Annotated in this window: 18 protein-coding genes and 1 pseudogene; 12 read left to right on the plus strand and 7 right to left on the minus strand. The window is 71.4% G+C overall.

The features are described from left to right. A pseudogene (locus tag ACK4UM_RS14775) lies at positions 1-808 on the minus strand (hypothetical protein); the annotation flags it as partial. Positions 809-1,071: 263 nt separating this feature from the next. Between ACK4UM_RS14775 and flgB the strand changes: the two are divergent. The 10 genes from flgB (at position 1,072) to ACK4UM_RS14825 (ending at position 11,268) form a co-directional block, all read left to right on the plus strand. Further along, the gene (gene flgB, locus ACK4UM_RS14780) at positions 1,072-1,470 is read left to right on the plus strand and encodes a flagellar basal body rod protein FlgB (RefSeq protein WP_409800509.1); all 399 of its coding nucleotides are present in this window, start codon (positions 1,072-1,074) and stop codon (positions 1,468-1,470) included. Positions 1,471-1,490: 20 nt separating this feature from the next. Further along, a complete protein-coding gene (gene flgC, locus ACK4UM_RS14785; RefSeq protein ID WP_409800511.1) occupies positions 1,491-1,901 on the plus strand; it encodes a flagellar basal body rod protein FlgC in 411 nt (136 codons plus the stop codon). Between the two features lie 14 nt (positions 1,902-1,915). After that, the gene (fliE, locus tag ACK4UM_RS14790; RefSeq protein ID WP_409800513.1) at positions 1,916-2,227 is read left to right on the plus strand and encodes a flagellar hook-basal body complex protein FliE; all 312 of its coding nucleotides are present in this window, start codon (positions 1,916-1,918) and stop codon (positions 2,225-2,227) included. Positions 2,228-2,284: 57 nt separating this feature from the next. Then, the gene (gene fliQ / locus ACK4UM_RS14795) at positions 2,285-2,551 is read left to right on the plus strand and encodes a flagellar biosynthesis protein FliQ (protein WP_409800516.1); all 267 of its coding nucleotides are present in this window, start codon (positions 2,285-2,287) and stop codon (positions 2,549-2,551) included. A gap of 75 nt (positions 2,552-2,626) precedes the next feature. Next, positions 2,627-3,382, plus strand: a complete 756-nt coding sequence (fliR, locus tag ACK4UM_RS14800) for a flagellar biosynthetic protein FliR (protein ID WP_409800518.1) — start codon at positions 2,627-2,629, stop codon at positions 3,380-3,382. A 48-nt stretch (positions 3,383-3,430) separates the two neighbouring features. After that, positions 3,431-4,498: a flagellar biosynthesis protein FlhB gene (gene flhB / locus ACK4UM_RS14805; protein ID WP_409800520.1), complete on the plus strand. Its 1,068-nt coding sequence runs from the start codon at positions 3,431-3,433 to the stop codon at positions 4,496-4,498. A 23-nt stretch (positions 4,499-4,521) separates the two neighbouring features. After that, positions 4,522-7,077 (plus strand): cell cycle histidine kinase CckA, encoded by a 2,556-nt coding sequence (cckA, locus tag ACK4UM_RS14810; protein WP_409800522.1) that lies wholly within the window; start codon positions 4,522-4,524, stop codon positions 7,075-7,077. A gap of 392 nt (positions 7,078-7,469) precedes the next feature. Continuing rightward, complete coding sequence (gene recA, locus ACK4UM_RS14815; RefSeq protein ID WP_409800524.1) at positions 7,470-8,561, plus strand: recombinase RecA; 1,092 nt, start codon at positions 7,470-7,472, stop codon at positions 8,559-8,561. Between the two features lie 184 nt (positions 8,562-8,745). Next, entirely contained in the window at positions 8,746-10,608 is a 1,863-nt protein-coding gene (locus tag ACK4UM_RS14820; RefSeq protein WP_409800525.1) for a hypothetical protein, read from the plus strand. 504 nt (positions 10,609-11,112) lie between these two features. Then, the gene (locus ACK4UM_RS14825; protein WP_409800527.1) at positions 11,113-11,268 is read left to right on the plus strand and encodes a DUF1127 domain-containing protein; all 156 of its coding nucleotides are present in this window, start codon (positions 11,113-11,115) and stop codon (positions 11,266-11,268) included. 103 nt (positions 11,269-11,371) lie between these two features. On the opposite strand, the gene ACK4UM_RS14830 is transcribed toward ACK4UM_RS14825, so the two are convergent. Genes ACK4UM_RS14830 through ACK4UM_RS14850 form a run of 5 tightly spaced genes read right to left on the minus strand, consistent with a single transcriptional unit; the run spans position 11,372 to position 16,714 of the window. Beyond that, positions 11,372-12,121, minus strand: coding sequence for an RNA methyltransferase (locus tag ACK4UM_RS14830; protein WP_409800529.1), 750 nt, complete (start codon positions 12,119-12,121; stop codon positions 11,372-11,374). Continuing rightward, on the minus strand, positions 12,118-12,732 hold the full coding sequence (locus tag ACK4UM_RS14835) for an ABC-type transport auxiliary lipoprotein family protein (RefSeq protein WP_409800531.1): 615 nt from the start codon (positions 12,730-12,732) through the stop codon (positions 12,118-12,120). The genes ACK4UM_RS14830 and ACK4UM_RS14835 overlap by 4 nt, the downstream gene beginning before the upstream one ends. Before the next feature lie 50 nt (positions 12,733-12,782). Continuing rightward, a complete protein-coding gene (locus ACK4UM_RS14840; protein ID WP_409800533.1) occupies positions 12,783-14,723 on the minus strand; it encodes an MlaD family protein in 1,941 nt (646 codons plus the stop codon). Positions 14,724-14,732: 9 nt separating this feature from the next. Beyond that, positions 14,733-15,548, minus strand: a complete 816-nt coding sequence (locus tag ACK4UM_RS14845; RefSeq protein ID WP_409800535.1) for an ABC transporter ATP-binding protein — start codon at positions 15,546-15,548, stop codon at positions 14,733-14,735. An 8-nt stretch (positions 15,549-15,556) separates the two neighbouring features. Beyond that, entirely contained in the window at positions 15,557-16,714 is a 1,158-nt protein-coding gene (locus ACK4UM_RS14850; RefSeq protein WP_409800537.1) for an ABC transporter permease, read from the minus strand. 102 nt (positions 16,715-16,816) lie between these two features. Here ACK4UM_RS14850 and dgcA point away from each other — a divergent pair, with 102 nt between their 5' ends. Together dgcA and ACK4UM_RS14860 are read left to right on the plus strand one after the other, a co-directional pair. Then, positions 16,817-17,806: an N-acetyl-D-Glu racemase DgcA gene (gene dgcA, locus ACK4UM_RS14855; RefSeq protein WP_409800539.1), complete on the plus strand. Its 990-nt coding sequence runs from the start codon at positions 16,817-16,819 to the stop codon at positions 17,804-17,806. Beyond that, on the plus strand, positions 17,803-18,591 hold the full coding sequence (locus ACK4UM_RS14860) for an enoyl-CoA hydratase (protein ID WP_409800541.1): 789 nt from the start codon (positions 17,803-17,805) through the stop codon (positions 18,589-18,591). The genes dgcA and ACK4UM_RS14860 overlap by 4 nt, the downstream gene beginning before the upstream one ends. Before the next feature lie 280 nt (positions 18,592-18,871). Here ACK4UM_RS14860 and eno read toward each other — a convergent pair whose 3' ends face one another. Next, positions 18,872-20,152, minus strand: coding sequence for a phosphopyruvate hydratase (gene eno, locus ACK4UM_RS14865; protein ID WP_409800543.1), 1,281 nt, complete (start codon positions 20,150-20,152; stop codon positions 18,872-18,874). Between the last annotated feature and the right edge of the window lie 307 nt (positions 20,153-20,459).

Below are 20,459 nucleotides of genomic sequence, written 5' to 3' on the forward strand. Positions count from 1 at the left end.
GGCCCGGCTCCGGCTCCGGCATGCGCGGGGCGAGCGGCGGGTCGACCGGTCGCGGCGCGGGCCGCGTCTCGGCGAGCGGCGGCTGCAGCGGAGGCAGGACCGGCGGCGGCGGCACCGGCTCGGACGGGACGGGCTGCGGGACCGAAGGCTCCGACGGCGAGACTGGAGAGGGCTGCGCGGAAGGCGGCGTCGGCCGCGGCGGCGCGGCGAGCGCCTCGGGCGAGAGCGCGGCGGGGGACAAGGCCTGCTCGAGCGCGGCGCGGGCGACGGCCTCCGGCGCGGCGCGCAGCGGCGCCCCGGCGACGAGGGCGGCCTCTGAAACCGCGACCGGCGCGGGCGCTTCCGGACGCCGAGCCGGCGGCGCCGCGGGCTCGGGCCGAGGCTCAATGCGAGGCTCGGGTCGAGGCTCGGGTCGAGGCTCCGGCCTCGCATCCGGCGCATGCGGGGCGACGGGCTCGGGCATCGGCGCGGGCGGGGCGGCGCGGGCGGGCGCCTCGCCGGGGGCGGGGGCGCGCGCGGGCCGCGGGGCGATGCCGCTCTCGACGACGACGTCGTTGGGCCCGCCGATCAGGAGGAGATGCTCGACCCCGTCGCGGCGCAGGAGCACGAGCTGCCGCTGCCGGTCGAGGTCGTAGACGTCGACGATGCCCAGGCGCGGCTGCCGCGCCTTGCCGCCGACGAGCCCCTGGCCGCCGAAGCGCCGGCCCATGACCTTCGGCGCGAGCCACGCGAACAGAGCGAGCAGCCCCATCACGATCGCGAACGCGATCAGGTATTGGACGATGGAAGTGTTTTCGAAGCCCAGCATGGCAGATCGTCGCGCTCTCCTGGTGCGGCCCCCGGGCGGGGATCCGCAGACGTCGGGCCCCGCCGGACCCCATCGGTCCGGACAGGCCACCGGGCGCGGGGGCGGTCTGTCCCCCGCGCTCGGCGGATGCACCATGACACCAAGCGGTTAACATGAAAACACCGAAGCGCGAGGCCTCTTTAACGCAACGTTAACCATGCGATGGGCAGTTTTTGCCGAGGCGGCGCAGCGGCGCGGCCGATCCGAGCGGAGAGCGCGAGCCCGTGAGCGTCGTCGGCCTGCCCCTGATCGAGAAGCTGAAGGCGCGTCTGCACTTCCACCAGGCGCGCCAGAAGGTCCTCGCGGAGAACGTCGCGAACGCCGACACGCCCGGATTCGTGCCGCGCGACGTCGCCGAGCCCCGCCTCGGCCCCGGAGGGCGGGTGCTGGAGGCGCGGCTCGCACCGATCCGGACGAGCCCGCTCCACCTCGCCGGCGGGAGCAATGGGCGCGGACCGGGCGAGACGAACGCCGCGCGGTTCGAGACGCGCCCGAGCGGAAACGCGGTGAACCTCGAGGAGGAGATGCTGAAGGTCGGCCAGAATCAGTCCGACTACCAGCTCGCCGCCTCGCTCTACCAGAAGAGCCTGCAGATGCTGCGCACGGCCGTCGGCCGTCGCTGAACCGAGGAGAGACGCGCGCCATGGATTTCCTCAAGACCATCTCGCTCGCCGCCTCGGGCCTCAAGGCCCAGGCCGGCCGCATGCGGATCATCGCCGAGAACCTCGCCAACGCCGATTCCACGGCGACCACGCCCGGCGGCGATCCCTACCGGCGCAAGGTCCCCACCTTCCAGAACAGGCTCGATCGCGAGCTCGGCGCCCATGTCGTGCGGCTCGGCCGCATCCAGACCGACCAGAGCGAGTTCCGCACCCGCTTCGACCCCGGCCACCCCGCCGCCGACGAGAACGGCGAGGTCAAGCTGCCCAACGTCAACTCGCTCGTCGAGGCGATGGACATGCGCGAGGCCCAGCGCAGCTACGAGGCGAACCTGAACCTCGTCGCGGCCACCCGGCGCATGATCACCCGCACGATCGACATCCTGCGCGCCTGACCGGAGGACGAGCCATGGCGACGAACGCCTTCGCAGCAAACGCCTATTCCGCGATCCAGGGCCTCGGCCAGAGCGCCGGGGCGCGTCCCCAGGCGACCCCCTCGAATGGGCCCGATTTCGCCGAGCTCGTGCGCGGCGCCGTCGGCCACGTCGCCGAATCCGGCCGCAACGCCGAGAGCCAGGCCGCCGCCGCCGCCATGGGCCGCGCCGACATCGTCGACGTGGTCACCGCGGTCGCCGAGAGCGAGGCCGCGCTCGAGACGCTGGTGGCCGTGCGCGACCGCGTCATCCAGGCCTACGAAGAGATCATGCGCATGCAGATCTGAGGCGGGCTGCCGCGCCCGCCTTCGTCCACGCGCCCCGTTCGCATCCGAGATCCCGTCATGACCGCCGCCACCATGCTCGACGTCGCCCGCGAGGGCATCCTCACCTTCTTCGTCGTCGGCGCGCCGGTGATGCTCGTGGCGCTCGCGGTCGGCGTCGGCATCTCGCTCGTCCAGGCGCTCACGCAGATCCAGGAGCAGACGCTCGTCTTCGTGCCGAAGATCATCGCGGTGTTCGCGGCGCTGCTCCTGCTCCTGCCGATGATGAGCCATGCGCTCGGCGGCTACATGACGCGCATCGCCGAGCGCATCGTCGCAGGCGGATGAGCGCCGCCCCCGCTCTCGTGCGCGCAGCACCCCGCGCGGGCGCGAAAAACCCCGCGCGATCGGCTATCGTGCGGCATGGTCCTCCTGATTCCCGAAACGGCTGCCGCCTTCATGCTCGCCTTCGCGCGGGTGGGGACGCTCGTGATGCTGTTGCCGGGGATCGGCGAGCAGCTCCTCTCGCCCCGCGTGCGCCTCGCCTTCGCGATCCTCTTGACGATCGTGGTCTTCCCCGCCGTGCGCCCGCTCGTGGAATCGGGCCTGTCGCCGGATGCGACGCTCTCGCTCCTCCTCGGCGAGATCCTGGTCGGTCTCGTGATCGGGCTCTCGGTGCGCATGATCGTCGGCGCGCTCCAGACCGCGGGCACGATCGTCGCGCAGCAGATGGGGCTCGGCTTCGCGATGTCGGTCGACCCCACGATGGGCGGCCAGCAGGCGGCGGTGGGCAACCTGATCACGCTCCTCGCCATCGTCCTGATCTTCGCCACCGACCTGCACCACCTCGCCATCGCCGCGATCCGCGCGAGCTACGACATGCTGCCGCCGGGCGGCCTGCCGGAGGCGGGGGACGTGGCGCGGCTCGGCATCGCGGCGGCGGCGCGCGGGTTCTCGCTCGCGGTGCAGATCTCGGCGCCCTTCATCGTGTTCGGCATCCTGTTCAATCTCGGGCTCGGCGTGCTCTCGCGCCTGATGCCGCAATTGCCGGTGTTCTTCATCGCGCTGCCGGCGACGATCCTCGGTGGCGCGCTCGTGCTGCTCGTCGTCATTACCCTGATGATGAGCGTCTTTCTCGAGGACCTGCGCGCCTTCCTTGCGATGGTGTCGGGGCTCTGACGGCGGCGTGAACGAGGGGCCCCGCGCGCGGGGACGGGGGAGGCGGGCTTGGCCGAGCAACAGGATCAGGACGATCGCACGGAGGAGCCGACCCAGCGAAAGCTCGAGGAGGCGATCAACAAGGGCAACGTCGCCAAGAGCCAGGAGATCTCGACGCTCTTCGTGCTCGGCGGCTTCGCGCTCGCGACCATGCTCGCGGCCCCGTCCTCCGCCGGCATCCTGGTGGAGGGCCTCACGGCTTTCCTGCGCAACGCCCATCAGGTCCCCGGCGACGGCGCTGGCATCCTCGCGGCGGCGCGCCAGGCGGGCCTCGTGATGATCGCCGCGCTCGCGGTGCCGTTCGTCGTCTTCATCCTCGCCGGGCTCATGGGAGCGGGCCTCCAGCATCGGCCGCTCTGGGCGACCGAGATGCTCCTGCCCAAGCTCGAGCGGATCTCGCCGCTCTCCGGCTTCAAGCGCATCTTCGGCGCCGAGGCCCTCGTCAACTTCCTCAAGGGCCTGTTCAAGATCGCGATCGTCGGCACGCTCGCCGCCATCGTGCTCTGGGGCGAGCGCGCGCGCATGGAGGAACTCGTCACCCTCGACCCGCGTCTGATGGCGCCGGTGATCTCGGCGATCGCGCTCAAGCTTCTCGCGGCGATCATCGCCCTGTTCTTCTTCGTGGCGGTGGCGGACGCGATCTATCAGCGATTCGCCTGGCTCAAGCGCCAGCGCATGAGCCGCCGCGAGATCAAGGAAGAGTTCAAGCAGAGCGAAGGCAGCCCCGAGATCCGCGCCAAGCAGCGCCAGATCCGCATGGAGCGCGCGCGTCGGCGCATGATGGAGGCGGTGCCGACCGCCACCGTGGTGATCACGAACCCGACCCACTACGCCGTCGCGCTCAAGTACGAGCCGGGCATGGCGGCGCCGGTCTGCGTCGCCAAGGGCGTCGACGCGCTCGCCCTGCGCATCCGCGAGCGCGCCCGCGAGCACGACGTGCCGATCGTCGAGAACCCCCCGCTCGCCCGCGCGCTGCACGCGAGCGTCGAGCTCGACGCGCAGATCCCGGTGGATCATTACGCCGCGGTGGCGGAAGTGATCGGCTACGTCTTGCGGCTCAGGCGCCGTCGCGCTTAACCAGAACGGGAAGAGGCAGGCGGATGGCCATGGCACGGGCGGCGGGCAAGCCTTCGGGCAGGATCGAACGGGGGAGCGTCGAGCGGTCCGACCGCCCGGGTCGCATCGGACTCCTCGTCGCGCTCGCGCTCGTGCTGCCGGCGACCTTCTTCGGCCTCAGCTTTGTGACGACCGACGAGGCCCAGCCGCTGATCACGGCGCTGCTCGCGCTGCTCGCGATGGCGGGCGTGTTCTTCATCACCGCCTACGGCATCGGCGCGCTGCATTTCGCCGGGCGCGCGGCCGGCAACGACCTGACGAAGGCGATGGCCGATTCGGCCTCGGAGGGGCTCGTCGTGGTCGAGGGCGACGGGCGCGTCGCCTATGCCAACGAGGCCTATCTCTCGTTCGCCGGAGGCGCGACCGAGCTCGTCGACGTGAAGCCGGTCGAGCGGCTGTTCGTGGGGGCGCCGGAGGTCTCCGAGGCGATCTACCGCCTCGCCCAGGCGGCGCGGGAGGAGCGCGCGCTCGCCGAGGAGATCCGCCTCTCGCCGGCGCTCGGCGGGCGCGCCGATTTCGGCTGGTACCGCGTGCGCGTGCGCCCGCTGCCGCGCCCGGGCGGGCGCTCGGCCGCCCTGTGGAGCATCGCCGACGTCACCCACGAGCGCGAGCGCCACGAGAACGTCTTCCAGGAGCTGCAGCACGCGATCGACTATCTCGATCACGCGCCGGCGGGCTTCTTCTCGGTCGAGCCGGACGGCTCGGTCGCCTACATGAACGCCACGCTCGCCGCTTGGCTCGACCACGATCTCGCCCAGGTGGGCTCGGGCGGGCTCACCCTCGACGAGATCCTGCCCCGCGACATCGCCGACATGCTCGCCCATGTCGACGGCGCGCCGGGAGAGGTCCGCACCGAGGTCTTCGACGTCGACATGCGTCGGCGCGGCGGGCAGGCGCTGCCGGTGCGGCTCTACCACCGCCTCGCCTTCGGCCAGAGCGGCGAGCGCGGCGCCTCGCGCACCCTCGTCCTCAACCGCTCGGCGGGCGAGGAGGGAGCGGCCGAGAGCCAGCGCGCCGCAGAGGTGCGGTTCGCGCGCTTCTTCAACAACACGCCGATCGCCATCGCGACTCTCGCGCGGGACGGGCGGATCCTGCGCGCCAACGCCGCCTTCGTGCGCCTGTTCGGCGCTCTGCCGCGCGGGGAGGGCGAGGGCGCGGGCGGGCGGCTCGTCGATCTCGTCGCCGAGCGCGACCGCGAGAGCCTCGCCCATGCGCTCGCCGAGGCGGAGGAGGCGCGCGCGCCGGGGCCCGTCGAGGTCGCGCTCGCGGGCGCGGGCGACCGCTCGGCGCGCCTCTGGTCGAGCCCCGTCGGCGAGGCGGACGCGGACGGCGACACGGTCGTCGTCTACGCCCTCGAGACGACCGAGCAGCGCCATCTCGAGACGCAGTTCGCGCAGGCGCAGAAGATGCAGGCGGTGGGCCAGCTCGCGGGCGGCGTCGCGCACGACTTCAATAACGTGCTTCAGGCGATCATCGGCTATTCCGATCTCCTCCTCGCCAATCACCGGCCGACGGACCCCGCCTTCCAGGACATCATGCAGATCAAGCAGAACGCGAACCGGGCCGCGAGCCTCGTTCGGCAGCTGCTCGCCTTCTCGCGGCGCCAGACGCTGCGCCCGGAGGTGCTCGATCTCGGCGAGGTGATGTCCGACCTCACGATGCTCCTCAAGCGGCTCCTCGGCGAGCGCGTCGAGCTCGACCTGCGCCACGGCCGCGACCTTTGGCCTGTGCGCGCGGACGTGCATCAGCTCGAGCAGGTGGTGATCAACCTCGCGGTGAACGCGCGCGACGCCATGCCCGACGGCGGGCGGCTGACGATTCGCACCGCCAACGTCGCCGCCGAGGAGGCGCGCGGTCTCGAACTGCCCGGCCTGCCCGGCGCAGACCACGTCCTCATCGAGGTCTCCGACACCGGCACCGGCATCCCGCCGGAGGTGATCGACAAGATCTTCGAGCCGTTCTTCACCACGAAGGAGATCGGCAAAGGCACCGGGCTCGGGCTCTCGACGGTGTTCGGCATCGTCAAGCAGTCGAACGGCTTCGTCTACGTCGATTCGACCGTCGGAGAGGGCACGACCTTCCGGGTCTTCCTGCCGCGGCACGTCCAATCGAGTGCCGAGGTCGCCGCGAGCCGGCTCGAGACCTTGAAGCGCCCCGCGACCGACCTCACGGGGCAGGGCACCATCCTCCTCGTCGAGGACGAGGATCCGGTGCGGGCGGTCAACGCGCGGGCGCTCGCCGCGCGTGGCTACACGGTGCTGGAGGCGGCCTCCGGGATCGAGGCGCTCGAGGTGATGGCGGGGGCGGCCAATCCCGTCGATCTCGTCGTCTCCGACGTCGTGATGCCGGAGATGGACGGCCCCACGCTCCTGCGCGAGCTGCGCAAGAGCCATCCGGACCTCAAGGTGATCTTCGTCTCGGGCTATGCCGAGGACGCCTTCAAGAAGAACCTGCCCGACGGCGAGGACTTCGCCTTCCTGCCCAAACCCTTCTCGCTCAAGCAGCTGATCGAGACGGTGAAGGGCGTGATGCCGGGCTGAGGCGCCCGGCGCGCGGCCCGCCGCTTTCCTGTGGATGCCGCGCGCGCGAGCGGGGTGCTTCGAGTGGCGCCGATCTCCCTCCGGAAAGCTTGCGCGCACGCAGACGAGAGGGGCGCGCCAACATCCCTCCCCGTAGGGGAGGGTGGCCCCTGGAGCGCAGCGACAGGGGTCGGGTGGGGCCCGAAACATTCCGCCACGCCAATGCGTTGACCGGCCCTGCCGCTACGATCCGCAAGGCCGCCGCCGCGCGACGGCTCCATGCAAGAACGCCCATCACGAGAAAAAATGTTCCTGCTTCGTTTTTGCGCTTGTTCATGAGAACGAATTGCGTACATTCACCCGGGAACGCGTTTGAGTTTCGGCTTCGCCCCGTGCAATAAGGGATGACGACGATGGCACAGACCTCGCTGAGGCTGGTGGAAGGCTCCCCGATGGACAAGGACAAGGCGAAGGCGCTCGACGCGGCGCTCTCCCAGATCGAGCGCTCGTTCGGCAAAGGCTCGATCATGAGGCTCGGCAAGGGCCAGCCGCTCGTCGAGATCGAGACGGTCTCGACGGGCTCGCTCGGGCTCGACATCGCGCTCGGCGTCGGCGGCCTGCCGCGCGGGCGAATCATCGAGATCTACGGGCCGGAGAGCTCCGGCAAGACGACGCTCGCGCTGCACACGATCGCGGAGGCGCAGAAGAAGGGCGGCGTCTGCGCCTTCGTCGACGCCGAACACGCGCTCGATCCGGTCTATGCCCGCAAGCTCGGCGTCAATCTCGACGACCTCCTGATCTCCCAGCCCGACACGGGCGAGCAGGCGCTCGAGATCACGGACACGTTGGTGCGCTCGGGAGCGGTCGACGTGCTCGTCGTCGATTCGGTCGCCGCGCTGACGCCGCGCGCCGAGATCGAGGGCGAGATGGGCGAGGTGCAGCCGGGTCTCCAGGCGCGCCTCATGTCCCAGGCCCTGCGCAAGCTCACCGGCTCGATCTCGCGCTCGCGCACGATGGTGATCTTCATCAACCAGATCCGCATGAAGATCGGCGTCATGTACGGCTCGCCGGAGACGACGACCGGCGGCAACGCGCTCAAGTTCTACGCCTCCGTGCGCCTCGACATCCGCCGCGTCTCGACGCTCAAGGACCGCGACGAGGCGATCGGCAACCAGGTGCGCGTCAAGGTCGTCAAGAACAAGGTCGCCCCGCCCTTCAAGCAGGTCGAGTTCGACATCATGTACGGCGAGGGCATCTCCAAGGTCGGCGAGGTTCTCGACCTCGGCGTCAAGGGCGGCATCGTCGAGAAGTCGGGCGCCTGGTTCTCCTACGACAGTCAGAGGCTCGGCCAGGGGCGCGAGAACGCCAAGACCTTCCTGCGCGAGAATCCGGACGTCGCCAACAAGATCGAGAATTCCATCCGCCAGAATTCCGGCGTGCTGGCCGACCGCATCCTGGATCAGGCGGATCCGACGGCGGACGATCTCGACGAAGGGGAGCCGTGAGAGCGCCCCTCCGCGATCCGGGGGCGCTTTCCGCCCGTAAGGTGTGAAGCCGGCTTCGTGTGGTGGCCGGCGCGAGGATGGGCGGCGGGGCTCGCGCTCTCGGTGCGGCTCCGCTACGGTGTCGGGATCGGGAGCACGGTCGCGCTCGGTGGCGCCCGGTGACCAATCGCCTGGAGGATCGGACTTGAGCGCACGCGCGAGAAACGTTTTCGTCGCCGCGCTCGGCCTGCTCGCGATCTGGGCCGCTCTGAGCCTCCTCGTCAATCTGCCGCCCTTCGCCTCGGCCTTGTTCGGCGTGTTCCATCTCGCGCTCGCGCTCGAGGTCGGCGTGGCGCTCGGATTGTTCGCCCTGGTGCGCGCGGCGCGGGGCACCACGCCGCGGGCGCTCGTGCATCTCGTGGCCTTCGCGCTCACCCTGATGATCTTCCTGCGCGTGGCGGATCTCGTCGCGCGCACCATCGTCGACCGCCCGCTCAACCTCTATCTCGACGTCGCCCTTCTGCCGGCGGTCTGGGACGTGGCGCGGACGCTTGCCGGGCCGGCGCTCGCCGTCTCGGCCTTCGCGGGGCTCGCGATCGGCCTCGTCCTCGTCCATGTCGGCCTCGCGCGGCTTTTCCGCTGGCTCGGCCCGCGCTTCGACGACCGTGCCCATCGCGGCGCGCTCGCGGTGCTCCTCGGCCTCGCGCTCGTCGTCTTCGTCGGCCAGCGCACGCTCCTCGCCGAGATCCCCGGCTGGCGGCCGGTCGGCGCGTCGGCGAGCCTCGTCGTCGCCCAGCAGGCGGAGCGCACGCGCGACGTCTTCGCCCGCCGCGCCGCCTTCCGCGCGGCGATCGGCACCGATGTGGCGGACGCGATCCCCGACGACGCGCTCCTCGCCGCTCTCGACGGTCGCGACGTCCTCGTCGTGTTCGTGGAGAGCTACGGCGTCACCGCGCTGGACGAGCCCTCCTATGCCGAGATCGTCGCGCCGAGCCTCGAGGCGCTCGGACGCGCCGCGGCGCAGGCCGGGTTCTCCGCCGCGACCGGCCGGATGATCGCCGCGAGCGTCGGGGGCCAGTCCTGGCTCAACCATGCGAGCCTGATGTCGGGCCGCTTCATCGATGATCAGACCCTCTACGCGCTCTATCTGTCCGAGCAGCCGCGCACCCTCGTCCACGATTTCGCGCGCGCGGGCTATCGCACCGTCCAGTCGAAGCCGGCGATCACGTTGCCTTGGCCCGAGGGCCTGCAGCTCGGTTTCGACGAGACCCATGTCGTCGCCGACATGGGCTACGAGGGGCCCGACTTCTATTGGGGCACCGTGCCCGACCAGTTCGCCCTCGACCATCTCGCGGGCATGGAGATCGAGCGCTCGCCGCGACCGCCGCTGTTTGCCATGATCGCGCTCATCTCGAGCCACGCGCCCTGGCTGCCGGTGCCGGAAGTGGTGCCCTGGGAGGCGCTCGGCGACGGCTCGGTCTTCGAGACCTGGACGCGGGACGCGCCGCTCGCCCGCGACGTCTGGCGTCACCCTCCGCTCGTGCGCGATTATTACCGCCGCTCGGTCGCCCATTCCCTCGACGCGGTCGCCGTCTTCCTGCGCGATCGCGTCGACCCGAGCACTCTCGTGATCGTCCTCGGCGACCACCAGCCGGCGACCCTGATCACCGGGCCCGACGCCTCGCGGGCGGTGCCCGTCCACGTCTTCTCCGGCGATCCCGACCTCCTCGCCCCCTTCGCCACGCTCGGTTTCGCACCCGGCGTCGCGCTGCCGCCGGCCCCCGCGGCGGGCGATTCGGCGATCCCCCGCATGGACGCCTTCCGCCCCTTCCTCCTCGAGACCTTCAGCCCCCGCCCGACGGCGTCCCGCGACCGCTCTCGCGCCGAGGCGGATGCGAGCCGCATCCCGGCGACGCCCGGCGGCGCGATCGCGCGCGCCCGGCAGGCAAGTTCCCGATCCGCGGCGTCCGCGGTCATGGGAGCGCATTTCTCGGATCTGGAAGGCGCGGGTGCCCGAATGACGGGGATCCGGCCTGCGGATCCGCGAGGCCCGCGCTCGCCCCTCTGAGGCCTCCGGCCAGTCGCCCCCGAATCACCCGCGCCGGGATTTCCGCCGACCCTTCCCCTTGCCTGCGCGCCGATCGCGCCCGCATGCGACGATGCGGACGGCGGCCTGCCGGCCGCATCCGGAATTTCCCGTCGCGAGAGCCGCCCGGCCGAGCGCTCGCTCGCCCCGATACACGCGCCGCTGGCCTCGACGGGCGCCCCGCGGGCCGCCGCACCGCGCCAGCGCCGACGCCGTCCGGGTGCCGCGTGCGCGAGCCGATCGCTCCCGCGGGCTCGGCCTCCGCAAGCGTCCGGCGAAGCCCTCGAGCTGCCCGCTCAGCGGGAAGGTTGACGGATTATTGACGATGTCGCCCCTAACGCATGCACTCTGTGCATGGCTGACGCGCCAAAATCCGATCTGGTCCGCAGCGCGGCCGCTGCATATTGCATTGCACAACGACGGCGTGGACGCGACAGCCGAGACGGCTCGCGCCGCGCCGCCCAGATTTCCTTCGGAGCCAAGACCATGATCGTCACCTGGATTCTCGAGCGCCTTCGCGCCTATGCCCGCTACCGCGACACCGTGCGCGAGCTCTCCCGCCTGTCGGATCGGGAGCTCGCCGATGTCGGGCTCTCCCGCGCCGATATCGAGGCGGCCGCCCGTCTCGCCGCCCGCGGCTGACCGCACCGCGAGGCGCGATCGCCTCGCCGCGACCGACAAGGACGCCTCGCCCGCTCGCCGGGCGGGGCGTTCGCCTATCCAAACGGAAGATTCGCAATGCGGCTCAGGCCGCGGGTCCCCTGCGCCGCCCCTTCACCAGAGCCGAGACCGCGCCGCGCAGCGTGCGCACCTCCTGCTCGGTGAGCTCGCGCCGCAGGAGCATGTCGCGCAGGTTCCGCACCATCAGCGCGCGCTTCTCGGGCACGAAGAAGCCGACGGCATCGAGCTCCGCCTCGAGATTCTCGAGGAACGACACGGTCATCTCGCGCGGGGCGGGGATGCGCTCGCTTTCCCGGAAGGGGAGGGCGCCCGGCAGACGGGCCTTGTACCAATCGTAGCCGACGAGCAGCACCGCCTGGGCGATGTTCAGCGACGGGCAGGTCGGGTCGACGGGAAAGGTCACGATCGCGTCGGCGAGCGCCACCTCGTCGTTCTCGAGCCCCCAGCGCTCGCGTCCGAAGAGAATGCCCACCGGCGTGTCCGCGACGAGGTGCGGCAGCGCCTCGCCGGCGGCCTCTTCCGGCGAGAGCACGCGCTTCATCTGCCCGCGCTCGCGGGCAGTCGTGGCGTAGACGAGGCGACAATCGGCGATCGCGTCCTCGACCCGCTCGAACACGCGCGCGCGCTCGAGCACGTGGACGGCGCCCGCCGCCGTCGCCTCCGCGGCGGGATTCGGCCAGCCGTCGCGGGGGGCGACGAGGCGCAGGTCGTCGAGCGCGAAATTGCCCATCGCCCGCGCGCACATGCCGATATTCTCGCCGAGCTGCGGCTCGACGAGGACGATCGCCGGTCCGCGCGGGATCGCTCCGCTCACGAGGTCGCTCCCCGCCCGGTCCCGGCCCAGCGCACGATGTCGAGGAGCACCTCGCCGAGCGCCGCCTCCAGCGCCGCCATCGCCCGCGCGTCGACCACCTCCACCGGCACGCGCGCCGTGAAGACCCGCGCCGCCGCGATCCGCCCGGTCGCTTCCGACACCGCCCGCACCGTGATCGAGACCACCGCCTCGCCCGCGCCCGCGTCGATCTCGAAGGTGCGGATCGAGGAATTGAGCTGGTAATCGGGCGTCACGCGATCGCCGGGGCGGGCGACGCCGCCGAGGCGATTGGCGTTCTCGAAGGTCTCGATCATCCGCTCCTGGACGACGGCCGGCAGCGTGTCGGCGTACCGGACGCCCGGCAGCACCGTGAGGACGCCGCCGGGCTCGCGGACGACGACCCGATCGGTCGAGAGGATCTCGAGCGCGCTCGGCGCGACGACGAGGATGAGGCCGGGCAGGCGCATCGGTGCCGTCACCGTCACGTCCGGCGCGGCGAGCGTGAAGGTCGTGAGTGCCGGCGCGGTCGCGCAGCCGGCCATCGCCGCCGCGAGCGCGCCCGCGATCGCGAGCGACGCAACCCGCCGAACTCTTGCCATGGTCTTGCCCATCAGCCCCCCGAATCCCCCGGCGCCATCCAAACCGCAACCCGTCCGCGCCGTCAACGCCGCCCGCGGAATTCCTGTACGGGCGCGTCGCCGCCGAAGATCAGCTGCGAGGGGTCGCGCTCGAGCGCGCGCACCGCGCGGGAGATGTCGGAGAGCGTGCGCCGGCCCTCCTCCGCGAGCGCCCGGTATTCCTGCAGCCCCGGCCCGGTGAAGCGGGCGAGGTTGCCGGTGATCTCGGCCGTGCGCGTGTCGAGATTGGTGGCAAGATCGCGGATCGCCGCCGCCGCCCCGCGGATGTCGTCGAAGAGGCCGTTCTGCGTCTCGTCCTCGGCCGAGCCGAGAAAGCTCTCGGCCGCCGCCAGCACGCGGTCGACGCGGTCGGCGGAGGCGTTGAGCTTCTGCGAGATCTCGGTCGCGTTGGCGACGATCACCTCGATCGACTCGCTCTGGTCGCCGAGCGCGGCCGTGAAGCGCTCGGCGTTCTCGACGACGCGGTTGATTCGGTCGGCGTCGATGGCGCCGGCGATGCGCACCACCTCGTCGATCGCGCGCGCGAGCCCCTCCCGGTTGTCGGCGAGCGTCTGCGAGAAGGCGCGCGCGTTCTCGACGGTCTCGCCGATCGCCTGCGGATCGACCGCGGCGACGAGCCCGTCGACGCGTCCGAGCGTCTCGTCGACGCGCCCGGCGGTGTCCGTGAGCGAGCGCGTCAGCGTCTCGGCATTGGCGACGATCCGCGAGACGGATTCGCGGTTCTCCGCGAGCGTGCGCGCGAAGGCCTCGACGTCGCCGACCGTTGCCGCCACCCGGGCGGGATCGACGGCCGCGACGACGGCGCCGACGTCCTCGATCGTCGTCTGCAGGGCGAGGCTCGTCTCGTTGAGGCGCTCGGTCAGGTCTGCGGCCTGCGCGAGGATGCGCGCGATCGCCTCGCGATTGTCCGCGAAGGTCTGCGAGACGCCCTCGACATTGGCGAGGGTCGCGTCGAGGCGCCCGGCCGAGCGGGTCAGCGCCTCGGTGAGGCTCGCCGCGTTCTCCGTGATGCGCGCGACCTCGCCGCGGCTGTCGGCGAGGGTCTGCGAGAAGTCGCGGACATTGGCGACGACCACCTCGATCGCGCCGGCATCGATCGCGGCGACGACGGCGCGCGCGCTCTCGACGGTCTCCTCGACGCCCCCGGCGGCGGCGTTGAGGCGCTCGGCGATCTGGGAGGCGTCCGCGAAGACGGCGTCGATACGCTCGCGGCTGCCGGCGAGCGCCTCGGTGAAGCTCTCGACGTTCGAGACCGATCGCGCCACGCTCTCGGCATCGACGGCGGCGATCACCTGGTTGACGTTGACGGCGAGCGCGTCGAGCGATTCGGCGAGCGGGCCGACGCGCTCGGCCGCGGCGCCGACCTGTTCGAGGAAGCGGTCGATCGCCGGCGCGTTGTCGGCGAGCGCCTGGGAGAAGACGCGCACGTTCTGCACCGTCTCCGCGACGGCCTGGTCGTTCTGGGCGACGAGGGTATCGAAGCGGTCGAACACGTCGGAGGCGCGCTGGGCGATGTTGCGCGCGCTCTCGATCAGGTCCTGGAACTCGGAGGGCTCCGCTCGGATGCGGGGGATCACCGCGTTCGGGGCGGGCACCAGCGGCGGCGCGGCGGGGTCCCCGCCGATCAGCGCCACGTTGGCGATGCCGGTCAGCCCCGCGAATTCGAGGCGCGCGCTGGTGTCGGCGCGCAGCGGCGTCTCGAGATCGACGGCGACGCGGCCGAGCACGTTCGCCGGATTGTCGGGATCGATCGCGAGCGAGGTCACCTCGCCGACGCGGATGCCGTTGAAGGTCACGGCCGCCCCGCGCGAGAGGCCCGAGACCGAGCCCGTGAAGACGATCTCCACCATCGTCCGCTGGCGGCCCGTGTCGGTCGCGGCGAACCAATAGACGAAGAAGAACGCTCCGGCGACGATCACCAGGGTGAAGAGGCCGATGAGCGCGTAATTGGCACGTGTTTCCATGTCCGTCCCTCAAGCGCCGTCGCGCGCGAGGGCGCGCGCGCGCTTGCCGTGAAAATAGGAGCGCACCCACGGATGGTCGCTCGCGAGCATGGTCTCGAGCGGTCCCTGCGCGATCACGCGGCCCTCCGCGAGCGCCGCGATGCGGTCGCAGACCGAGTAGAGGCTGTCGAGATCGTGGGTGACCATGTAGACGGTGAGCCCGAGCGTCTTCTGCAGGGTGGCGATCAGATCGTCGAAATCGGCCGCGCCGATCGGATCGAGGCCCGAGGTCGGCTCGTCGAGGAAGACGATGTCGGGATCGAGGGCGAGGGCGCGGGCGAGCGCGGCGCGCTTGATCATGCCCCCCGAGAGCTCGGAGGGCAGCTTTTCGGCGGCGTCCGGCGGCAGGCCGACCATCTCGATCTTGAGCATCGCGAGATCGTCCATCATGGCTTGGGAGAGCCGGCGGTGCTCGCGCATCGGCACCTGGACGTTCTGCTTGACGGTCAAGGCGGAGAACAGCGCGCCCTGCTGGAAGAGCACGCCCCAGCGCGTCTCCAGAGCCTTGCGCTCCTGCGGCGACAGGCGCGCGACGTCGCGGCCGAGCACCTCGATCGTGCCCGCGCGCGTCGGCACGAGGCCGAGGATGGCGCGGGTGAGGACGGACTTGCCCTGTCCCGAGCCGCCGACGAAGCCCAGGATCTCGCCGCGATACACGTCGAGATCGAGGTTCTTCATGATCGTCTTCGGGCCGAAGCCGACCTCGACCCCGCGCACGCGGATCGCGATCTCGCGCTCGGGGGGAGCGGCCTCTCGGGCGGGGGAGGGGGCGAGGGCGTCGACCATGGCGGCGCTCAGAAGTTCAACGCGGCGAAGAACATGGCGAACAGGCCGTCGAGAACGATGACCATGAAGATCCCCTTCACCACGGAGGCGGTGACGTGCCGGCCGAGCGATTCGGCGGAGCCCTGCACCGCGATCCCCTCGATCGTGGCGATCACGCCGATCACCAGCGCCATGAAGGGCGCCTTGATGATGCCGACGAGGAAGGTGTTGAGCGCGATCGCCTCGCGCAGCCGCGCGAGGAAGATGTCCGGGCCGATGTCGCCGTAGATCCACGCGACGATGCCGCCCCCGACCATCGCCGCCATCGAGGCGCAGAAGGCGAGCAGCGGCAGCGCGATGACGAGGGCGAGGATGCGCGGGACGACGAGCACCTCGATCGGATCGAGCCCCATCACGCGAAGCGCGTCGATCTCCTCGCGCATCTTCATCGACCCGATCTCGGCGGTGAAGGCCGAGCCCGAGCGGCCCGCGACCATGATCGCGGCGAGGAGCACGCCCAATTCGCGCAGGACGAGGATCCCGATCAGGTCGACCGCGAAGGTCGCCGCGCCGAATTGCTGGAGCTGGAAGATGCCCTGCTGGGCGATGATCGCGCCGACCACGAAGGAGATCAGCAGGATGATCGGCAGCCCGCGCCAGGCGATCTGGTCGAGTTGGTTGACGAGCGACGTGCCGCGGAAGTGCCGCGGTTGCGCGATCACGCGGGCGATCGCCGCCATCAGCTCGCCGAGGAAGGCGATGCCGCGCAGGAGGTCGTGCCCGGCCCCCACCATCGCGCGACCGACCGTCACGAGGAAGTCGACGAAGGGCGAGAGGCGCGGCGGACGCTCGAAATCGAGTTCGGCGCGCGCCACTTCGCCGAGCAGGATGCGGTGGGCGGCGCTCTCGGTCGCGATCTCGACGCCGACGCCCTCGGCTGCGAGCCCGCGGCGGGCCCGCTCGACGACGAGCGCGCCCGCCGTGTCGAGCCGCTCGATCCCGGAGAGGTCGAGGACGAGCCGCTCGCGACCGCGGCCGGCCTCGCGAATGGCGCCGCCGCAGGCCTCGAGCGCCCGGCCGAAGCCCGCCGTCCAGTCGCCCGAGAGGGCGAGCGCCCGCTCCCCCGCCTGCGCCTGCGGCGCGGGTCTCGTCTCCTGGAGCGCCGACGGGGCACCGCTCGTGTGCAAAGGCTCTACTCGGCTTTCTCGATTCGCGCGCGTTGCCGCATCGTTCTGATACCCCGCCGGGCCTTCCCGAGTCGAGGCTTTCTCGGCTAGCATCCCCGCGTCATGAGCGCTCGAATCCTCACTCTCGCCGCCGAATCGTTCCCGATCGCGGGCAAGTTCACCATCTCCCGCGGCTCGCGAACCGAGGCCGTGGTCGTCACCGTGACGCTCGTCGAGGGCGGCGCGACCGGCCGCGGCGAATGCGTGCCCTACAAGCGCTACGGCGAGAGCGTGGAGGGCGTTCTCGCCGAGATCGAGCGCCTGCGCGGGGCGCTCGAGGCGGGGCTCGATCGGCATCGGCTGCAGGAGGCGATCGGGCCCGGCGCCGCGCGCAACGCGATCGATTGCGCGTTGTGGGATCTCGAGGCGAAGCGCACCGGCGTGCCCGCCCACGTCGCCGCGGGGATCGACCGGCTGCGCCCGCTCACGACCGCCTACACGATCTCGCTCGACGCGCCCGACGCGATGCGGGAGGCGGCCGAGAAGGCGGCGGCGCGGCCGATCCTGAAGATCAAGCTCGGCGCGCCCGAGGGCGACCTCGAGCGGATCGCGGCCGTGCGCCGCGGCGCGCCCGACGCGACGCTCATCGCCGACGCCAACGAGGGCTGGACGCCCGACAACGTCGCCGCCCACATGCGCGCCTGCGCGGAGGCTGGCTTCTCCCTCGTCGAGCAGCCGCTCCATGCGGACCACGACGAGGCCTTGCGGGGGATCGATCGCCCGTTGCCGCTCTGCGCCGACGAGAGCGCGCACGACCGCACGAGCCTCGATCGGCTCGCGGGGCTCTACGACCTCGTCAACATCAAGCTCGACAAGACCGGCGGCCTCACCGAGGCGCTGGCGCTCGCGCGGGCGGCGCAGGAGCGGGGTTTCGGCCTGTTCGTCGGGTGCATGCTCGGCACCTCGCTCGCGATGGCGCCCGCGACGCTCGTCGCCGCCGGGGCGCGCTTCGTCGATCTCGACGGGCCGCTCCTCCTCGCGCGCGACCGGGAGAGCGCCCTGCGCTACGAGGGGTCGCTCGTCCATCCGCCCGCGCGGGAGTTGTGGGGATGAGCGAGGCGGGGACGATCGGGCTCGAGATCGACGCGGACGGCGTGGCGCGCGCGGTGATCGATCGCCCGCAGGCGCGCAACGCCTTCACCTTCGCCATGTACGAGCGCCTCGCCGAGATCTGCGCGCAGATCGACGCCGACGCGAGCGTGCGCGTTCTCGTCCTCTCGGGTGCCGGCGGCAAGGCCTTCGCGGCGGGCACCGACATCGCCGAGTTCCGCGCGCTCGCGACGCCGCAGGACGTGATCGACTACGAGGCGCGGATCGACCGGGTGCTCTCCGCGCTCGAGCGCGTGCGCGTGCCCACCATCGCGATGATCGCGGGCGCCTGCACCGGCGGCGGCGCGGCGATCGCCGCCTCCTGCGATCTGCGCATCGCGGAAGCGGGGGCGCGGATCGGCTTCCCGATCGCGCGGACGCTCGGAAATTGTCTGTCGATGAGAAACTTGTCGCGGCTCGTTCGCCTGGTGGGCGAGGCGCGCGTGAAGGACATGGTCTTCACCGCCCGCCTTCTCGACGCGCACGAGGCGCAGCGGGTGGGCTTTCTCGGCGAGGTCCTGCCGGACGCGGCCGCGCTCGAGGCGCATGTCGCGGCGCTCGCGCGCACCATCGCCGGCCACGCGCCGCTCACGCTCGCGGCGACGAAGGAGGCGCTCGCCCGCCTGCGCGCGAGCGTGCCCCACGGCGCCGACGAGGACCTCGTCGTGGCCTGCTACACGAGCGCCGACTTCAAGGAGGGCATGGAAGCCTTCCTCGCCAAGCGCCCCCCGCGCTTCACGGGGCGTTGAGGGGCGTCGCGGGCGCGGGCACGTGGATCGTGTCATCCCCGGCCGAAGCACGCAAAGCGTGCGAAGGGGAAGGGGACCCAGGAGTGAATGCGCGTGCGCAGCACGCTCTTGCTCGCGGCGACCAGCCGCCTGGTCGGCGGCGCAAGTGCTTGCTGCGCAAGCATCTTTCTGTGCTGGGTCCCCTTTTCCTCCGGCCGCTGCGCGACCTCCGGCCGGGGATGACACCAAAATGCACTGTGGGCATTGGGGGGGGCGCTTTGCCCCCCGCCCGAACCCTCCGTCAGCGGCGCAGCGCCCCGCGGCCGGCATAGAGGGCCTGGGCGCCGAGCTCGCCTTCGATGCGCAGGAGCTGGTTGTACTTCGCCGTGCGGTCGGAGCGGGCGAGCGAGCCCGTCTTGATCTGCCCGCAATTCGTGGCGACCGCGAGATCGGCGATCGTCGCATCCTCGGTCTCGCCCGAGCGGTGGGACATCACGACGGTGTAGCGGGCGCGGTGGGCCATGTCGACGGCGGCGAGCGTCTCGGTCAGCGTGCCGATCTGGTTGACCTTGACGAGGATCGAATTGCCGACGCGCTTGTCGATGCCCTGCGCGAGGCGGGCGGTGTTCGTCACGAACAGGTCGTCGCCGACGAGCTGGCAGCGGTCGCCGATCGCCGCGGTGACCGCGGCCCAGCCCTCCCAATCGTCCTCCGCCATGCCGTCCTCGATCGAGGCGATGGGGTAGGCGGAGACGAGCTTGGCGAGGTAGTCCGCCTGCTCCTGCGGCGAGCGCTTCTTGCCGCCCTCGCCCTCGTAGACGTAGGAGCCGTCGCGGAAGAACTCGGTCGCGGCGCAATCGAGGGCGAGCATGACGTCGTCGCCCGGCTTGTAGCCCGCCTTCTCGATCGCCTTCATGACGAAGTCGAGCGCGGCCTCGGCGGTCGGGAGATCGGGGGCGAAGCCGCCCTCGTCGCCGACATTGGTGTTGTGGCCCGCGTCCTTGAGGCCCTTCTTGAGCGTATGGAAGATCTCCGAGCCCATCCGCAGCGCCTCCGCGAAGCTCGCGGCGCCCACCGGCATGATCATGAATTCCTGGAAGTCGATCGGGTTGTCCGCGTGCGCGCCGCCATTGACGATGTTCATCATCGGCACCGGCAGGACGCGGGCGCTCGACCCGCCGACGTAACGGTAGAGCGGCAGGCCGCAGGAGGTCGCCGCCGCCTTCGCCACCGCGAGCGAGACGCCGAGGATGGCGTTGGCGCCGAGCCGCCCCTTGTTGTCGGTGCCGTCGAGACCGATCATCGTCTCGTCGATCGCGACCTGCTCCTCGGCATCCATGCCGACGAGCGCCTCGACGATGTCCGTCTCGACGGCGGCGATCGCCTTGAGCACGCCCTTGCCGAGATAGCGCTCCTTGTCACCGTCGCGCAGCTCGACCGCCTCGTGCGCGCCGGTCGAGGCGCCCGACGGCACCGCGGCGCGGCCCATCGCCCCGTCCTCGAGATGCACGTCGACCTCGACGGTGGGGTTGCCCCGGCTGTCGAGAATTTCGCGGGCGACGATGTCGACGATGGCGGTCATCAGATCACACTCCGGTTCTGTGGGGACGCGCGCGGGGCGCGCGGCTCGAACGTCGCCTGCGGGATTACGCCGCGGCGGCGGCGCTTGCAAGGGCGGGACGGCATCGGGTGCGGCACGAGGGCTTGTGCGCGCGGGCCATCCCGTGCCTATCCGCGCGCGAACGCACCTTCCGAACCATGTACCCCGACGATCGCGGAGACCAAACTCCTGCTCGACGCTGTCATTCCGGGGCGCGAAGCGAGCCCGGAACCCAGACTCCCGACCGAAGTCCGAGCGCGCATGCGCGCTCGTTTCTCGAGTGTGAAAT

The sequence above is a fragment of the Salinarimonas sp. genome (assembly GCF_046292825.1).
In the GTDB taxonomy this organism is placed as follows: Bacteria; Pseudomonadota; Alphaproteobacteria; order Rhizobiales; family Beijerinckiaceae; genus Salinarimonas.

Coding starts and splice junctions, on each gene's coding strand:
- flgC (WP_409800511.1), top strand. CDS start 1,491: ATGGATTTCCTCAAGACCATCTCGCTCGCCGCCTCGGGCCTCAAGGCC.
- fliE (WP_409800513.1), top strand. CDS start 1,916: ATGGCGACGAACGCCTTCGCAGCAAACGCCTATTCCGCGATCCAGGGC.
- fliQ (WP_409800516.1), top strand. CDS start 2,285: ATGACCGCCGCCACCATGCTCGACGTCGCCCGCGAGGGCATCCTCACC.
- fliR (WP_409800518.1), top strand. CDS start 2,627: ATGGTCCTCCTGATTCCCGAAACGGCTGCCGCCTTCATGCTCGCCTTC.
- cckA (WP_409800522.1), top strand. CDS start 4,522: ATGGCCATGGCACGGGCGGCGGGCAAGCCTTCGGGCAGGATCGAACGG.
- recA (WP_409800524.1), top strand. CDS start 7,470: ATGGCACAGACCTCGCTGAGGCTGGTGGAAGGCTCCCCGATGGACAAG.
- ACK4UM_RS14825 (WP_409800527.1), top strand. CDS start 11,113: ATGATCGTCACCTGGATTCTCGAGCGCCTTCGCGCCTATGCCCGCTAC.
- ACK4UM_RS14835 (WP_409800531.1), bottom strand. CDS start 12,732: ATGGGCAAGACCATGGCAAGAGTTCGGCGGGTTGCGTCGCTCGCGATC.
- ACK4UM_RS14840 (WP_409800533.1), bottom strand. CDS start 14,723: ATGGAAACACGTGCCAATTACGCGCTCATCGGCCTCTTCACCCTGGTG.
- ACK4UM_RS14845 (WP_409800535.1), bottom strand. CDS start 15,548: ATGGTCGACGCCCTCGCCCCCTCCCCCGCCCGAGAGGCCGCTCCCCCC.
- dgcA (WP_409800539.1), top strand. CDS start 16,817: ATGAGCGCTCGAATCCTCACTCTCGCCGCCGAATCGTTCCCGATCGCG.
- ACK4UM_RS14860 (WP_409800541.1), top strand. CDS start 17,803: ATGAGCGAGGCGGGGACGATCGGGCTCGAGATCGACGCGGACGGCGTG.
- eno (WP_409800543.1), bottom strand. CDS start 20,152: ATGACCGCCATCGTCGACATCGTCGCCCGCGAAATTCTCGACAGCCGG.